The sequence below is a fragment of the Acidobacteriota bacterium genome, from assembly GCA_039030395.1.
Taxonomy (GTDB): Bacteria; Acidobacteriota; Thermoanaerobaculia; order Multivoradales; family JBCCEF01; genus JBCCEF01.
Map to the genome: position 1 here is coordinate 1 of JBCCEF010000028.1, position 15,142 is coordinate 15,142.

Below are 15,142 nucleotides of genomic sequence, written 5' to 3' on the forward strand. Positions count from 1 at the left end.
TGACCCCACCAGGCCCTCGTAGCCGCGCGAAAGGGTCTCCTGGATGCGCCCAGGCGTCAGGTAGTCCGGGAAATCCCCGGGGCCGGGCAACGCCGCCAGGCCGCTTTGCCACAGGAACTGGAAGTAGCGGGCCGGCTCCAGAACCGTCGGCCCCGGAAGGGGATTTGGGAGGTCGGGGTGGGTGGGGCGGTACATGGGGTGTCTCCTCTCTATCGCTTTGCTAGACTGCATCCACTGTTATTCATCAGTTCTTAGATGCACTCTAACTATTAATATCATATTTCTGATATTTAAATCAAACAAGCTTGATATGTCAAGTCTCGAAACCAAATATTCAATGAATCTAGCGTGTTTTTCGTATCGTCATTCTTGACGAATTACGCTTGGTGCCTATAAGGTACTCAGCCATGGACACCGGAATCAGTGCTTTAGGCAAGGGACTGCGACGACTGCGGGGAGAGCGGCGGCAGAAGGATTTGGCACGCGACTCCGGTGTGCCCCAAGGACGCTTCAGCGAGTACGAGCGCGGGGCCTACACGCCGAGCTTGAAGGTGCTGGACCGCATTTTGCGAGCGATGGGAGCGACTTTTCTCGACTTGGCCGTGGCGATGGAGGTGGAATCGGTTCTTCCGGAAACCCGCGACCGCCTGGTGGAACAGTTCGATCTCTTGGTGCCGGAGGATTCTCCCGAGGAAGGACCCCAGTGGACGGGCCGTCATCTGGAAAGCCTGATGGAAGATCGCCTCGACGAGATCCGCCGCTCCCTGGCGATGAGCCTGCGGGAAACGGCGCGAGATTTGGAGTTTGATCGCGATCCCCGAGAGGCTCGGGGCGGCCGGGTGAGGAAGCGTAGATCATGAGCCGCGCCATTGACGAATTGGTCGCTTTGGAGCCTCGGCAGCGATTGCGGGCGGCGCTGGAGGATTTTCCTGCGACTTCGGAGACCATCCGCAATTGTTTGACGCTAGCGATCGACGCTCGCTGCTCGGATACAGCCGAGGCAGTCCATTGGGCCAGCCTGGCCGTCTCCCTGGCTCGGAGGCTCAAGGACGCCGAGAGGTTCGACTTGCTTCCTTTGACTCTGGCCATTTTGGGCAACTCCAAGCGATGCACTGGAGCCTTCCGGGAGGCGGAAAGGTGCTTTCAGCAGGCGTGGGACAGCGCCGCACGATCGAGGAACGCGGTTCATGCCGAACTAGCCTCACTCGAAGCCTCACTTCGGACAGACTTAAGGCACTTCGGGCGGGCCGAAAGGCTCCTTCGGCAGGCGCTTTCGTTTCATCAGCAACAAGGAGACCGGCACGAGGCGGGCAAGATCCTAATCCAGTTAGGCAACCTCGAAGCTACCGATGGCAACTATGAGGCTGCGCTCCAACATCTTTACTCAGGGCTCGAATTGATCGATTCCAAGGTGGACGTGCGGCTTACTTTCATTGGAATGCATCTCGTGGCTCTGTGGAGTATTGATACAGGCGCATTGGATCGGGCGAGGTGGCTCCTGGACGGCCTAAAGGAAGGCTACCCAATCTACGGTGGCACTCTCGGCGAGACGGCCTACTATTGGGCACTCGGGCGCGTTGAACTCGCCGAGGATCGGCTGAACGAGGCCGCTTCTTTACTCGAACGAATTCGTCAGGACCTTGCCGAGAAAGGCACGACAATCGACTATGGCTTGCTATTGCTCGACCTCGTCGAGACTTACTGCAAACTTGGAAGAACTGACCTAGCCAGGGAGAGCGCGAAAAAGGCCCTCTCCCTGACTTCAAAGCTAGGGCTTTGCAGGGAAGCAGCCGCATCAGCCCTAACACTTGCGGGTCTCGAGCAACAAGACCTAAGGGTAGATTTCGCCACGGCAATCGCCGCCCTTCGTGCCGACCTTAGGCAGCTTCCTGGAACCAACGTTTAGGCAGGAGCCGCCACCGAAGCCGCTCCTAGCCGTTTGGGTCGAGCGCTGGACCAGCCTCCGAGTGATCGTCCTTCGACCCCTCGTCCAGGCCCAAAAGTCCCAAAATCCAATCCCACATAGCTCACGCCTCCTGACCGGAGTCCCGGCAGGGCCTCCATGGCCCTCCAGGCCACAGTCCGTCGCATCATGACATTGCCTACACAGCTCAGCGAGCTATTCGCCTTCGTCCAAATAACCTGACGACTCCAGGCGGGCGCCCGGGCTGCTCTGAGCGAACCTTTCTCAGGCGAAGGATCAACGCGCCCTCTACCCCCTCCCCAGCGCCTCTTCCACCTCCGCCAGATCGATCAGCAGTGCCCCTTCCGGCCCATCCGGCGCGGCGGAAGGATCCAGCTCGTAGCGCCGGATGACGCGTCGGAAGACTTCCTTCAGGGCGCGGGCGCCGAGGCGGGGACGCTCGGCGGCGACGGTGGCGATGCGGCGCACGGCGGCGGGCGACAGAGCGAGGTCGACGCCGCGGTTCTCGAAGTAGGCGCGGCTTTGCTGGTAGCCGGAGTCCGGCGCTTCCAGGAAAATGGTCACCAGTTGTTCGAGCGCCAGGTCTTCGAGCAGCACCACCGCGTCGAAGCGGCTCAAGAACTGCGGGGTCATGCCGTAGTCGAAGAGATCTTCGTTGCGCAGCCAATCGCGCAGCGAAAACCTGGTTTCCTCTTTGACCGTTTGTCCTTCGACCCGGGTGGTGGAGCGCAGGGCGCCGCGGTCGGCGCCAATGGTGACGCGGTCGTACACCGCATCGTAGAGCCCCTCGAAGGCACCGGCGCAGACGAACAGGATGGACGACGAATCGATGCGCTCGGTGCCGCCGCCGGCCCACGCCGGCAGGTCGAAGGGCACCGCCTCGTTCTCGATCAGGGTGAGGAGCGCCTCCTGGGCGCGGATACCGGCGACGTTCGGGCGATCCCCCACCCGCGAGCGAATCTTGTCCACTTCGTCCACGAACACCATGCCGTGACGCACTCGATCGAGCAGCGCTTCGCGGCCCGCGTCGCGCCCGATCACCTCGCCGGCCCGGACGAGCAGGCGGGAGAGGATCACCTCGCCGGGCCGCCCGCGTTCGGCCTCTTGGGACAGGACGTTGGCGTGGATGCGCACCAGGTTGGAGCGCGAGGCGAGATCCGGCCGGCCGGCCAGGTAGGCCTCGACGGCCCGCATCAGGGTGGTCTTGCCGGTACCGGAAGAACCGATCATCAGGATGTTGCCGGTGGCGAGGCCGGCCAGGTGTTTGGCGAGGGCCAGGGACAGCTCACGAACCGCCTCCGGCTGGCCGATCACCCGCTGCTCCAGGGACTGGACGATTTCGAGGGGGGTGGGCAGTTCGCGGCTCATGGGGCGATTGTACCGGCCCCGGCGTTCGAGAGACCTTGGCAAAGGGAGCGGAGTTGGCTAGATTGTGAAGTCGTGATGACTTTGCCCACCAACGCCTGCCGCATTCGCATCGCCCTGGTTCTGGTCGTCGCCTCCGGTTGGACGCTGGCCGGCGCCGGCGCCGCGCCGCAACCGGCTTCCTCCGCCGCCTCCAACCTGGCACAGGTCCAGGAATTGGTCGACGGGAACCGCCCCAATGAAGCCCTGGAGCTGGTGGACTCGATCCTGGCGCAGGATCCGAAGAACGCCGAGGCGCTGCTGCTGCGCAGCACCGCCCGATTGATGGTCGGCGAGCGCGAAGAGGGCCGCCAGGACCTCGAGCGGGCACTCGCGCTCGATCCCCAGCAGCGTCGAGGTTGGCTCAACCGTGCCGCCCTGGATATCGCCGAAGAGCGCTACGAGGCGGCCCTCGAGAGTTTTCAACGAGCGGAAGCGATCGACCCCAAGGCGCCGGACAATGACTTGAACATCGGCGCCGTGGAGCTGCTCCTCGGCAAGCTGAAGCCCGCTTCAGAGCGCTTCGGACACCATTTGGCGGCCAACCCGCGCTCCGCCGATGCGCAGTACCTGGTCGCCACCAACTACGCCCTCGCCGGCTACGCCGCCCTGGCCCTCCAGCACCTACGCCAGGCGATCGATCTCGACGAAGTGGCCCGTCTGCGAGCCCGAACCGAGCCTAATTTCCAGTCGCTGGTGGCGGACCGCCGCTATCAAGAACTGCTGAATGTGGACCGCTACCGGGTACCGGCGGAGTATTACAACGACTCGACGACCTTCGAGACGCCTTACGATGCGGCCGATCCGGTGCTCCTTTCCGCGGTGATCGACAGCCTCCAGCTGGCCGGGCGGCCCTTCGACCCGCGGGTCGAGGTGACGGACCGCTGGGCGCTCATCCGCGGCGACCTGCGGATCAAGGTCTACACCTTCGGCGGCAAAGGACTGGTGCAGGTCAGCGCACCGCCGGATCGCTTCACCCCCACGGAGTGGCGCCAGCGCACCGAGGAACTGTTTCGCGGCATCGAGAAGCGAATCCTCGACTTGACGATGCGCCTGCCCTAGAACTTTCGGCCAACCCATTCGCACGGCTCGGATCCGTTGAGTCGGTGGGATTGACAGGTCCTCGCATCGAGCGTACACTTATCGCGTACACAAAGCGACTGCCGTCGAGATGAGCCCCGCGAAGCCACAGAGCATCAACGTCAAAGAAGCCCGCCAGGGCTTTCGCGCCCTGGTGAACCGTGCCCAGGCCGGTGAGGAGATCGTCCTGCTGCGCCACGGCACGCCGGTGGCGAAGCTGGTGCCGCCGGACCCGTCGGCCGAACGCTTGCCCTCTCTCGCTGACTTTCGGTCTTCCTTGCGCATCGCCGGGCGCCCCTTGAGGGAACAGATCGTCGAGGCACGGGGCGGGAGTCACTACCCTTGAACCGCCCTCGACCGCGCCGCCCGCGACGGTGCTTTCCCGCCTTGGCGATCCACCGAGGTGCGGCATGAAGCTCTACCTCGACAGCAGCGTGCTCGCCGCCTACTACACGCCGGAGGCCCACAGCGAACCCGCCGAGAGTATGCTGCGGGCCGCCCCGGCACCGGCGGTGAGCGACCTCTCGGAGCTGGAGCTGTTCAGCGCCCTGTCCGCCAAGGTCGAACGGGCGGAACTCGCCCTCGACGATGCGCGGCGCATCCAGGCGGTGTTTCTCGGCCACCTGGAGGACGGCCTGTTCACCCGCGTGGCGGTTGGGCGATCGCACTACCGACTGGCCCGGGAGTGGGCCGGCCGTGGTTTCGGAGCCCCCACGCCGTCGGGCAGCCTGCACCTCGCCATCGCCTCGCTGGAGGGCCGCACTCTCGCCTCCGCCGACCCCTCGCTGCTCGCCGCCGCCGGTGACCTGGGGGTGGCGACGGTCCCCCTGGCGACGGCGGACGACGAGGCGCCACAAACGGTTCACGAAGGAACTTCTCCATGAGGATCAGACGATGAAGATTTCCCGCGGAATGGCCTGCCTGGTGACCGGCGCCTCCTCCGGAATCGGCCGCGCCATCGCTCTCGCATTGGCCGACCGCGGCTGCCGGGTGGCTCTGTTGGCCCGCTCCGTCGAGCCGCTGGAAGAGCTGGCCGAGGAGCTTGCGGCGGCGGGTGGCGAAGGGCTGGCGATCGCCACTGACGTGCGGTCGGAGGAGCAGATGGCGGCCGCCGTCGAGCGCACCGTCGAGGCCTTCGGGGCATTGCAGATCGTGATCGCCAACGCCGGCCTCGGACGCTACGCCCCGGTGGCGGAGCAGCCGCCCGAACATGTGGACACCACTATCGGCATCAACTACGTGGGAATGACCCGCACCGTCCGCCATGCCCTGCCGCACCTGTTGGCCGCGGCGCCGGCCCACGTCGTCGGCGTGACCTCGTCCGCCGCCTTGATCCCCCACCGGATGGCCTCGGCCTACTGCGCCTCGAAGGCGGCGTCGAACGCCTACTTGGCGACTCTGCGGCTGGAAGTACTAGAGCGCGGCGTGGGGGTGAGCTGGATCTGCCCGGGTCTGGTCGAAACCCCGTTCATCGAGAAAGCCGATCTCGATCCGGACGAAGATCTTCCCCGCCTTGCCCGGCTGACGGTGCGCCGGCTGTCCGCCGATGAGGTCGCCCGGGCGACCCTGCGGGCGATCGCGGGCAACAAGAGCGAAGTGGTCCTGCCGCCGATGATGCGTTTCTACGCCTGGACCCGGCGCGTCGCTCCACGCCTCGGTGACTGGATCAGCCGCGTCACCGGTTGAGCGTGCACCTACTCGAACCTTGGGAGATCAGTCCAGGGTGACGCTCACGGGAGCATGATCGGAGGCCGTCAGGCCTTCCACCTTCTTGCGCCAGGGCCGCTCGATGGCGGCTTCCACCACTCGATCGGCGGCGGATCGGGTCGCCAGAATGTGGTCGATCCGCATGCCCTGATTGAAGCGGAACGCGCCGCCACGGTAATCCCAAAAGGAGAAGGTACCCGCCTCGACCCGCGGCTCGACAACGTCCTCCAGTCCGAAGTCGAGCAGTCGTGCCCAGCGCGCATGCTCTTTCGGGTGGTAGCTCGGCACGCCCGCCAAAGCCTCTTCGGACCACACATCCCGCGCCGCCGGAGCGACGTTGAGGTCACCCACCACCAGTAGGTCCTGAGACGGATCGCAGTGCTCTCCGAGCCAACGGACCAGTCCGTCAAAGAACGCTAGTTTGTAGGGAAACTGCGGCGAGTCAACGTTTTGCCCCTGGGGGCAATAGAGGTTGACCAGGCGAAGGCCGCCGACCGTTGCGGCGATCATCCGCGACTGACCGTCGTCCACCTCCGGCAGACCCTTTGCGACATTTTCCAGCGGCGATTTCGAAGCGATCAGCACGCCGTTCCAGCTCTTCTGGCCGTGGATTGCGAGGTGCGGGTAGCCGCGCTCCTCGAACAAGTCCCGAGGGATCTTGTCCTCCTCCATTTTCAGTTCTTGGATGCACAACACATCCGGCGATTCGGCGTCCAGATAGTGGCCGACGTAGTCCTGACGGGCGTTCAAGGAGTTGACATTCCAGGTCACGATTCGCATGGCGCAGGCGATCCTACCGGATCGACGCCCGATCTCTCTGGCACCCGCCTTGCTCCGTTTGGAAGATGTGGACCGCTCTCGCCTCCCCCCGCTGCCGCGCTCTCGCCACGCCTGGGCCTGGCCGATCCTGATCGTGCTGACGCTCTCCGGGTCGGCAGACCTTGCGGCGCAGGAGTTTTCAGCCGACGAACGGATCACCGCGATCGACCTGGTGGTGTCCGCCCCGCAGTCGATCGAGGCTCGGGACATCACCGTCCGCCATGACGGACAGTCCCGGCCGGTCCTCGCCATCGACCGCGACGAACCCTGGACCCTGGTGGTGTACTTCGACCGCCGCCTCACCCGACCGTCGACCCTGCGCTGGGCGGCGGACCTGTTGAATAGCCGGGCGGAGACTCTGACCGATCTCGGTACCGTCCAATTGATGGTGGCGAACGAATTCGCTGCCCGTACCGTGCTGAGCACCCGCGACCCGCAAGCGCTGCGCAACCGTCTCGCCGCCCTCGCCTTCGAACCTGAAAGCCGCCAGGCGATCGCCGATCTGCGCGGTGAGCTCCTGGCCGCCCTGGCCGAGGAGGCCTTCGATGCGGCGAGCATGCCGGCGGTGATCGCTGAGGAGCAAGCGGAAATCGAACGGCGGCGGGATCTGATGCTGCTCACTTTGGTGGAGGCACCTCCGCCGACCGCCCGGCGCGCACTCCTGCTGGTGAGCGACGGTTACGACTTGCGGCCGGACGACTTCTACGGCGATTTGCTGGAGACTCCGACGCTTCCGACCCTGGCCCAAGAAGGCGCCGCCACGGCACAGCTCGGCCGGCTGCTAGCGGCCTACGGCTGGACCGTCCTGGCGCTCACCCCAGAGGCGGCAAAGCCGGACAAACGCTGGGGCCTGCTTCGCTCGATCGAGGTCCGCTTGGACCGCAACTGGAACCCCGAGAAGGCCCGTGCCTTCCACGAGCTGGGCAACTCCCTGCAAGCCCAGGGCAAACTCGCCGATGCCGAAGACGCCTACCGCAAGGCGGTCTATCACTTCTACGGCCAGCCGAAGCTCGCCACCGAAGAGGCCCGTTCCTTAGCCGCCCTCGGGGAGGTGCAGAGGAAGCGCGGCGAAGCGGAGAAGGCGCGGCGGTCGTTGCGCCAGGCCCTGGCCCTAGATCCGTCCTTGGGGCAACGATTCCCTCACCTGTCGGGCTCGCTGGTGGCACCGACGGCGCCGCTCGCCACGCTGGCCGAAGCCACCGGCGGCCGGCTGGTGCGGGTGGCACCGGCCTTCGACGACGCGCTGCGCAAACTCGAGGATCGCCTGCGGGTGACCTATCAGGTTGCGGGCCCGGCGACCGGCCGAATCCTGCCGGTGACCGTGGACTTCCGCGGCCGAGCGCGCGGAGGGGCGATCAAAGGGCCGCGCTGGGTGCGCTCCGGCAGCCCGGCACCGGTAACCGAAGGACGGCTGCGCCGAACTCTGAGAGCTGGCGCCGAGGCGGGTGGAGTTCAACTCACCCGCGACGGCCACCGGTGGGTGATGACCTTGACGGAAGGCACCGGGCCTCCGCGCGGCAGCAATTTACGACTCTCCGCGGCCCGCTGGGTCGCGCCACCACACCCTCTGGGCTCGGGCACCTCGGAGATCCTCTTCCACCGCCAAGTCAGCTCCGATCCCGAAGGCCCCTGGAGCTTCGACCTACCGGACTCCTTCACCACCGGCTCCGTCGCCGTCGTCCTCGAAGACCTCGACAGCGGCTGGTGGGCAAACGCTGCCAAGATCCCCTAGCCCGACCTTTTCGGCCAGCATGGTGTCGAGAAACTCGCTCCGAGCCCGCAGGGCGAAGCGGCGGCGCAAGCCGCCGAAGCTGGGGGTGCGCCCGCAAATGCCTTGCGTTTCGGGCGAGGGGGGCGCGCAGCCCCCCTAAGACGAAGTAGCTAGCAGAGCCGCTGAGAACATCGGGCGAAGCCCTTTTTCAGCAATCTGCTAGCCGGCGGTGAGAACGTGCGCCACCACCGCCACGCAGTCCACCCAGTAGGTCTGGGGCGCCGCCATCGGCTGGGCGGTGCGGCCGCCGTTCGCACTGTCGAGCGGCTCCGGCTGGGCCGGCGGAAAGATCGCCCAGTATTCCAGTCGGTAGGCGAGAGCACCGGGAGCCAGTTCCGGCGTCAGAGCGCTCGGCCAGTAGTTGCTCTGAGTGTCCCACATGGCGTTTTGGGGATTGCCGTCGTCGCCGTTCCAGTCGGTCGTCGCATCGATCTTCGAGAGCGGTCCTCGGAGGGCGATCTGCCGCTCTCGATTGCCAATCCACGTACCGTAGGGCCGTACCGCCTCGTGCGGCACCATTCGCTGGCCATCGCCGCCGATGCGCGTGTGGCGAAAGAAGCCGAGAGTACCCTGCAAGGGTGGATCGAGTTCCTGATCGAGAATGAGCCGGCCCACCAGTCTCTCCGGTCCCGTGTGCAGGTACACCCGGGACTTGGTGGACACGCTGGGATCGCTGTAGATCAGCACCAGGCTCGCCCCTTCATCGAGTGGCGGGAGGTACTCGGTTCCGAAAAGGGCACCTCCGTTCGTCGTCTCGGAGCCAAACAAGGCAATGCCGTAGTCGCCGTTGAGATCGGGCCGGAGAAGCCGCAGGGGCACCGCTGCCGCGTAAGCGGCGAAGGTATTCGCTTCGTCCCAGCAGGGCGAATCGGTGGTTCCCAATAGGCGACCTTTGAGCTTGTGGCCGTCGAACTCGAAATAGATGTTCTTGTCCGCCTCCGGATCGTCGTCGCGGTGGAGAATACGTCCCCAGAACACACGCGCCAGGACGGCTTTGGCATCGGACGGGACGCCGCGCAAACTCACCGTGCCGAAGCCGGAGTTGCGCAAGCCGGTGCCGGCGGCGGCGTGATCCAATCCACCGACCGGCGGCGAGCAATCCATTTCATCCATCGTGCCCTCGGTACAGAAGCGAGCGTGCGCGTCAAGATCCATACCGAAGTCGAAGGACAGATTTCGATCGCCGACGATCGACGCTTCCTTGCCGCCGCTGCTGATGGTTTGTAGGGCCCCCACGGCCGCCGTTGCCAACCCTGGAGCGAACATGAGAGCAGCCACCGCCCCCAACGCAATGCGTAGCGTGAACTCTTTCATCGCAAGTTCCCCCTTGAATATCGTGAAGCGCTAGCAGTTGGCTGAATCAAGCTTCGCTTTATCGTTTCAGCTGCCCTGCAAGCTCTATCCGAGGGGGCTCAGGCGCCCCCTCGCCCGAAAAGACGTTTCGGGCTCACCCCATCCCCGGCGCCTGCGGCACCGCCTCGCCTTTTAGGCTCGGAGCAGTCAGAGATGGAATCACTGACTGCTTAGTCTACGAAATCAGGAGGTATTGGAAGTAGGGGCCTCTTGACGCATCGGCCCCGAGGCTTACGGAGACAAGGCTGACTGATGCACCGTAAGGGTGCCGTCGACCTCCTCGACAGGCCCAAGTTCCTGCACTCCGCCACCGGGCCAGCGAACGGTCAGGGAGTCCACACGATCCACCGCTCCCAGGCCAAAGGTCACCACCCGCTCGGACTGCGACAGGTAGCTTTTGGTGGGCATCACCTGGCGGCGCTGCAAGACTCCGCCGGCCTCCAGCTCGATCCAGGCACCGTAGGCGTCGCGTGACGATCCGGCCGCCGGATCCCCCTGCAACCGCACGCGGAGGAAATGGTGACCGGTGCCCTGCTCGTTGCGCAGCAGAAGCGGCGGACCGGCGACCTGGAAAAGCACTACGTCGAGATCCCCGTCGCCCTCGAGGTCGGCGAAGGCGGAGCCCCGGCCGACGATCGGCTGGGCGAAGTCTCCCAGCTCCTCCGCCGGTACCGGCACGAAGGACTGTCGCTGTTCCGGTCCGGCGTTCCAGAAGAGCTGCGCCGCTTGCCGGTAGTTTTGGCTGGAATCGACGCTGGCGATGTCCTCCTCCAGGTGACCGTTGGTCTGGAGCAAATCGAGACGGCCGTCGAGGTCGTAGTCGAACCAGAACAGGCCGAAGGTGAGGGCCGTCCGGCTCGAAGCGCCGATACCCGTACCGATCGCCTCGTCGGCGAACAGGCCGGGATCGCCCTGGGAAACGAACAGCGAGGTCATCTCGTTGGCGAAATTGCCGATGACGAAGCCCAGCTCGCCGTCGTTCCGGAAGTCGCCGGAGTCGATACCCATGGCGCCGGTGGCGCTCCCCATGCGATCGTAGGCCACCCCGGCGGCGGAGCCCTCTTCGCTGAAGGTGCCATCCCCCTGGTTGCGGAAGAAGAAATTGCCCACCGTGTCGTTGGCGACCAGCAGGTCGATCCAACCGTCCGCGTCGACATCCACCGGCGCCACCCCGAGCACCTTGGCGGAAGGCGCGCCGGTCACCGGATTGTTCACCTGAATCCCGCTCTCCGCCGAGATGTCCCTGAAGCTGCCGTCGCCCTCGTTGCGGTAGAGGTACGAGTAGGTGCCCTGGTAATTGGCCGGCGGACCGTAGGCGCGGCCGAGGCCGGTGAGGCGGTAGTCCACCTCGAAGTCGATCTCCTTCGACCACTCGACGTAGTTGCCGACGAACAGATCGAGGTCGCCGTCGTTGTCGACGTCGACGAAGGCCGCGGCGGTGCTCCAGGTGTCCTCGCCGCCGCCCACTCCGGCGCGGGCGGTGACATCCTCGAAGCCGGCGCCGGTGTTTCGGAGCAGCCGGTTGGCGCCCACGGCGGTCAAGAAGATGTCGGTGCGGCCGTCGTTGTCGTAGTCCCCCACCACCACGCCCTGGCCGTAGAGGGGCGCCCCCAGGCCTTCGGCGGTGCGGCGGAAGGAACCGCTGCCGTCGTTCTCGTACAGGATGGCGCCGCCGCGATTGCCCTTGGCGGACCGATGCGGCCAGTCGGAGCCGTCGACCACCAGCAGATCCGGATCGCCATCGCCGTCGAGATCCGTGAAGGCGCCGCCGCCGCCCATCGTCTCCGGCAGCAGCTTGTCGCCGTAGGCTCCGTTGTGGTGCACGTAGTCGATACCCGATTCGGCGGTGCTGTCGGTGAACGAGACCACCGGCCGCTCCGGCGCGGGGACATCCTCCAGCACCACCGGCGCCGCGTCGGCGATCGCCTGCGTCGGGGGCGCCTCCACCGTCCGGCGGCTGAACAAGAAAAAGACCAGCGCCAGCACCCCCACCGCCACCAGCACCAGCAGCGAGCCGCGGAAGGCGCGACCGATCACCGCGTCGTCCTCCGGTACCCAGTCCTCGTCACCCGGCGCAGGCCCGAAGCGTTCCCTTCGAATACGCGCTTCGGCCGCTTCTTCGGTGACGTCCATGACATCGGCCAGTTCACCTCGCAGCCGGACGTACTGCGTTTCGAGGAGTTCGATCAGCGGCCGGTCCGGATCCTTGGCGCGCTCTTTCTCGAGGCGCTCCTGAAAGATCACCAGCTTTTCGAGCTGGCGTTCGATGGTCTGGGTCACGAGGCCGGTACCTCCCCGAGACCGTCATCGGAGTCGCCCTCGGCGGTCCGGGCGGCAGGGTCTTCGTCTTCCCGTTGGAGGTCGTAGATCACAATCGCATCGGCGGCGTGGTCCGCCGCCGGGTCCCTGGCCCGAGCGATGGCGATGGCCCGGTCGCGGGCGTTGTCGTCCGGCCGGTACTTCTGGTACGCCTCGAAGTGCACCGTCGCCTCATCGGCGCGGTCGAGTTGGCGGAGTGCCAAGTGCAGATTGTAGTGGGCGGTGACGTTCTCCGGGTCGAGTACCAGGGCCTGCTGAAATACGCTCACCGCCTCTTCCAGCAGAGCGTTGCGGGCGACTTGGCGGCGAGCTCCGCGCTCTTGGCGCGAGCGCTCGACTAAAGTCTGCCCCAGCTCGTTGAGCAAGCGGTAGTCCTTGCTGAAGTCGAAGCCGCGCTCGCGGGTCTCCTCGGTGTCCGCGTCGATGATGCTGCGGAAGGCTGTGATGGCTTCGTCCAGGAAGCCGTTCTGCTTATTGACCAGGCCGGTGAACCAGGCGACGGACCAGCTTGGCGCCGGCGGGTCGAATTCCGCGGCGCGGGTCAGCGCCTCGATGGCGCGGTCCCGCACGGTGCCCTGGGCCAGGTACACCCGCGCCAGATTGAGCGGGCCATCCGGGCGCCCCAGCTCCTCCACCCGGCGGAAGGCCTCTTCCGCTTGCCGCAGTTCGCCGCTCGATTTGCCGCCCTTGCGCAACAGGCCGATGCCGTAATCGTTCCAGCGCTGCCATCCGAGGGCGATCGGGCTGGGGGGATTGTCCACCCCCCCGGCAATGCCGGCGATGGGAAACACCACCCGGTCCGTCGCCAACTCCATGATCGGCAGGTCGTTCTTGCGCTCCGGACCGTAGATGTACTGCATATAGGTGGTGTCGAACTTCCGGTAGAGGAGTTCCACCTCCACCTCCAGCGGCGCCGTCAGCCCTCTCGGAACCTCCAGGGCGTAGTGAATGACGTCTGCCGCGCCCGGCGGAATCTGATGGTTGTAGAGCGGCACGAAGATGTCCTGGGCGTTGCGCCGGTCGATGCGGTTGCCCTCCCGGTCGAGCATGTAAACATTGACGAAGTGCGACCACGGATCCACCCGGCCCTCTTCGTCCCGCGCGCCGCTCACCCCTACTTGGCGGCCGCCGCTGGTGGCCTTGACCGCCAGCCACACCTCGTTCGAGTCCGCCGTGCCCTGGGTGAAGAGGTGCCCCATCTTGACGGTGCGGATCACCACTTCCAGCAGGTAGCGCTCGCCGGGCACCAGCGCCGGCACCTCCGGCCGCAGCGGGGCCGTCAGCTCACCGTCCACGGCGCCGCCTTCCTTGACCCCGAAGAGATCCACCCGCATCACCCCTTCGTTGAACTCGCGGTGGGCATCGATCACCTCTTCGGGTAGCCCCAAGAGATACGGGATCGCCGTATTGGCGGAGGGGAACTGGTGATCGTGGACCTGCAGCAGGCCGGAGCCGTCGATGTCATAGGCCCCGAAGTCGTCGGATTCCACGGCCTGCATATGACAGTTGTTGCAGCCGGTTTCGGCCTTCGGCGGATAGTAGAAGCTGGTGATGCCGTGACCGGAGACGCCGGAGAGCAGGAAGGCGTCGTAGTGATTCTGGCCGCGCAGCCACTTGTAACGATTGAGCTCCTCCGGCAGGTGCACCTTATGGCACGAAGCGCAGAATTCCGGCGTCTTGTGGAGCGGCTTCAAGAAGGTCTTCTTGTGCAGTTCCGGCTTGGCCTTGACCAGTTGTCGGTTGGTCCAGGCCAGGGCTCGGTTTTCGCTGAAGGCAAACGGATAATGCAGCGGCTCCTCGATGGTGTAGTCGGCGTTGCCGCGCACGCTGTTCAGGTGGGTAATGGCGTGGCAGGCGGTGCAGGTGATGCCCGCCTGGCCGGCCGGATCGTTGACGTCGTCGAAGTTCGGGTCGTCGAACTTGCCGGTGAAGAACACCACCGGGTCGTGGCAGCCGGCGCAGAAGCGCGCGCCGCGCAGGTTCACTTCGCGGGTCTCGCGCACCGAAAACAGGTACGGCGGATTGTTGAAGGAGCTGAACTTGTGCACGCTGTTCGACCAGGACGCATGGATATCGCCGTGGCATTCCTGGCAGTAGGCGTCATTCGACAGCACCCGCTCGGGAATGAACTCACCGGTCGCGGTACGCGACAGCGACGGGAAGAAATACTGCTCGCCGGATTCCGGCCCCTCGGTGTTCCACTTGCGGGGATCCTGCGCCTGCAGGATCACCATCACCACCGCGAAGACGCCGGCCACCGCCGCCCAGCGCAGACCGACCTTCCAGCGAATCCGCTTGCCGGCCAGCCGGTGCAGCACGAACAGCCACACCGCCACCAGCGGACTGATCACGTGGAGCCAATAGGCGACGGAGCGCACCGCCGGATCCTTCACCACGATCACCCCTTCGAGGCGGGTCAGGACGATGCCCGTGATCAACAGCAGCAGCGCCGTGGCGAACAGCCCGTAGCCCACCTTCACCGCCCGGCGGTTGGGCCGGTTGTGGGCGTTCTTCATGTGAACCAGGCCGAACACCACCACCGGCACGACGATCGCCGCCCCCAGCAGCAGGTGCGCCAGGAACATGATCAGGTAAAACCAGTTCTGGTAGGTCTCGCCGGTCGAAGCCTCCAGGGCCCGCACGCTCAGCAGATAGACCGAATTGACGGCCAATAGGGCGAACAGACCGAACACCACGAACAGCAGCTTCTTGAGGCGGGGTCCCACGGCAGGGACATAGCGGCGGCGCTGAGTTCGGGTCATGAA

Annotated in this window: 13 protein-coding genes; 7 read left to right on the forward strand and 6 right to left on the reverse strand. The window is 65.5% G+C overall.

Annotated elements, in window-relative coordinates; translation table 11 throughout:
• A partial coding sequence (locus AAF481_18465) for a hypothetical protein (protein ID MEM7483153.1) occupies positions 1-195 on the reverse strand: 195 nt, incomplete at its 3' end.
• A gap of 212 nt (positions 196-407) precedes the next feature.
• Between AAF481_18465 and AAF481_18470 the strand changes: the two genes are divergently transcribed.
• Entirely contained in the window at positions 408-860 is a 453-nt protein-coding gene (locus AAF481_18470) for a helix-turn-helix transcriptional regulator (GenBank protein MEM7483154.1), read from the forward strand.
• A complete protein-coding gene (locus AAF481_18475; protein ID MEM7483155.1) occupies positions 857-1,906 on the forward strand; it encodes a hypothetical protein in 1,050 nt (349 codons plus the stop codon). The genes AAF481_18470 and AAF481_18475 overlap by 4 nt, the downstream gene beginning before the upstream one ends.
• A 306-nt stretch (positions 1,907-2,212) precedes the next feature.
• Here the strand turns inward: AAF481_18475 and AAF481_18480 are convergent, their stop codons facing one another.
• Positions 2,213-3,292, reverse strand: coding sequence for an AAA family ATPase (locus AAF481_18480; protein MEM7483156.1), 1,080 nt, complete (start codon positions 3,290-3,292; stop codon positions 2,213-2,215).
• A gap of 75 nt (positions 3,293-3,367) precedes the next feature.
• Between AAF481_18480 and AAF481_18485 the strand changes: the two genes are divergently transcribed.
• The 4 genes from AAF481_18485 to AAF481_18500 all read left to right on the forward strand — a co-directional run bounded on the left by AAF481_18485 (position 3,368) and on the right by AAF481_18500 (position 6,094).
• Positions 3,368-4,390: a tetratricopeptide repeat protein gene (locus AAF481_18485; protein ID MEM7483157.1), complete on the forward strand. Its 1,023-nt coding sequence runs from the start codon at positions 3,368-3,370 to the stop codon at positions 4,388-4,390.
• Positions 4,391-4,499: 109 nt separating this feature from the next.
• The gene (locus AAF481_18490) at positions 4,500-4,754 is read left to right on the forward strand and encodes a type II toxin-antitoxin system prevent-host-death family antitoxin (GenBank protein ID MEM7483158.1); all 255 of its coding nucleotides are present in this window, start codon (positions 4,500-4,502) and stop codon (positions 4,752-4,754) included.
• 64 nt (positions 4,755-4,818) lie between these two features.
• A complete protein-coding gene (locus AAF481_18495) occupies positions 4,819-5,292 on the forward strand; it encodes a type II toxin-antitoxin system VapC family toxin (GenBank protein MEM7483159.1) in 474 nt (157 codons plus the stop codon).
• 10 nt (positions 5,293-5,302) lie between these two features.
• Positions 5,303-6,094, forward strand: coding sequence for an SDR family oxidoreductase (locus tag AAF481_18500; protein MEM7483160.1), 792 nt, complete (start codon positions 5,303-5,305; stop codon positions 6,092-6,094).
• Positions 6,095-6,121: 27 nt separating this feature from the next.
• Here AAF481_18500 and AAF481_18505 read toward each other — a convergent pair whose 3' ends face one another.
• A complete protein-coding gene (locus AAF481_18505) occupies positions 6,122-6,895 on the reverse strand; it encodes an exodeoxyribonuclease III (protein MEM7483161.1) in 774 nt (257 codons plus the stop codon).
• A 49-nt stretch (positions 6,896-6,944) separates the two neighbouring features.
• Between AAF481_18505 and AAF481_18510 the strand changes: the two genes are divergently transcribed.
• Positions 6,945-8,666 carry a tetratricopeptide repeat protein gene (locus AAF481_18510; GenBank protein ID MEM7483162.1) on the forward strand — a complete coding sequence of 574 codons (1,722 nt, stop codon included), beginning with the start codon at positions 6,945-6,947 and terminating at the stop codon, positions 8,664-8,666.
• 198 nt (positions 8,667-8,864) lie between these two features.
• Here the strand turns inward: AAF481_18510 and AAF481_18515 are convergent, their stop codons facing one another.
• From AAF481_18515 to AAF481_18525, 3 genes are all read right to left on the reverse strand, one after another.
• Positions 8,865-10,019, reverse strand: coding sequence for a hypothetical protein (locus AAF481_18515; GenBank protein MEM7483163.1), 1,155 nt, complete (start codon positions 10,017-10,019; stop codon positions 8,865-8,867).
• Positions 10,020-10,289: 270 nt separating this feature from the next.
• Positions 10,290-12,338: a CRTAC1 family protein gene (locus AAF481_18520; GenBank protein ID MEM7483164.1), complete on the reverse strand. Its 2,049-nt coding sequence runs from the start codon at positions 12,336-12,338 to the stop codon at positions 10,290-10,292.
• Positions 12,335-15,139: a tetratricopeptide repeat protein gene (locus AAF481_18525; protein ID MEM7483165.1), complete on the reverse strand. Its 2,805-nt coding sequence runs from the start codon at positions 15,137-15,139 to the stop codon at positions 12,335-12,337. The genes AAF481_18520 and AAF481_18525 overlap by 4 nt, the downstream gene beginning before the upstream one ends.
• Positions 15,140-15,142: the final 3 nt, after the last annotated feature.

What these genes read in the sequence shown, in the direction of transcription:
- AAF481_18470 (MEM7483154.1), top strand. Translation starts at nt 408, where the DNA reads ATGGACACCGGAATCAGTGCTTTAGGCAAGGGACTGCGACGACTGCGG.
- AAF481_18475 (MEM7483155.1), top strand. Translation starts at nt 857, where the DNA reads ATGAGCCGCGCCATTGACGAATTGGTCGCTTTGGAGCCTCGGCAGCGA.
- AAF481_18480 (MEM7483156.1), bottom strand. Translation starts at nt 3,292, where the DNA reads ATGAGCCGCGAACTGCCCACCCCCCTCGAAATCGTCCAGTCCCTGGAG.
- AAF481_18485 (MEM7483157.1), top strand. Translation starts at nt 3,368, where the DNA reads ATGACTTTGCCCACCAACGCCTGCCGCATTCGCATCGCCCTGGTTCTG.
- AAF481_18490 (MEM7483158.1), top strand. Translation starts at nt 4,500, where the DNA reads ATGAGCCCCGCGAAGCCACAGAGCATCAACGTCAAAGAAGCCCGCCAG.
- AAF481_18495 (MEM7483159.1), top strand. Translation starts at nt 4,819, where the DNA reads ATGAAGCTCTACCTCGACAGCAGCGTGCTCGCCGCCTACTACACGCCG.
- AAF481_18500 (MEM7483160.1), top strand. Translation starts at nt 5,303, where the DNA reads ATGAAGATTTCCCGCGGAATGGCCTGCCTGGTGACCGGCGCCTCCTCC.
- AAF481_18505 (MEM7483161.1), bottom strand. Translation starts at nt 6,895, where the DNA reads ATGCGAATCGTGACCTGGAATGTCAACTCCTTGAACGCCCGTCAGGAC.
- AAF481_18515 (MEM7483163.1), bottom strand. Translation starts at nt 10,019, where the DNA reads ATGAAAGAGTTCACGCTACGCATTGCGTTGGGGGCGGTGGCTGCTCTC.
- AAF481_18525 (MEM7483165.1), bottom strand. Translation starts at nt 15,139, where the DNA reads ATGACCCGAACTCAGCGCCGCCGCTATGTCCCTGCCGTGGGACCCCGC.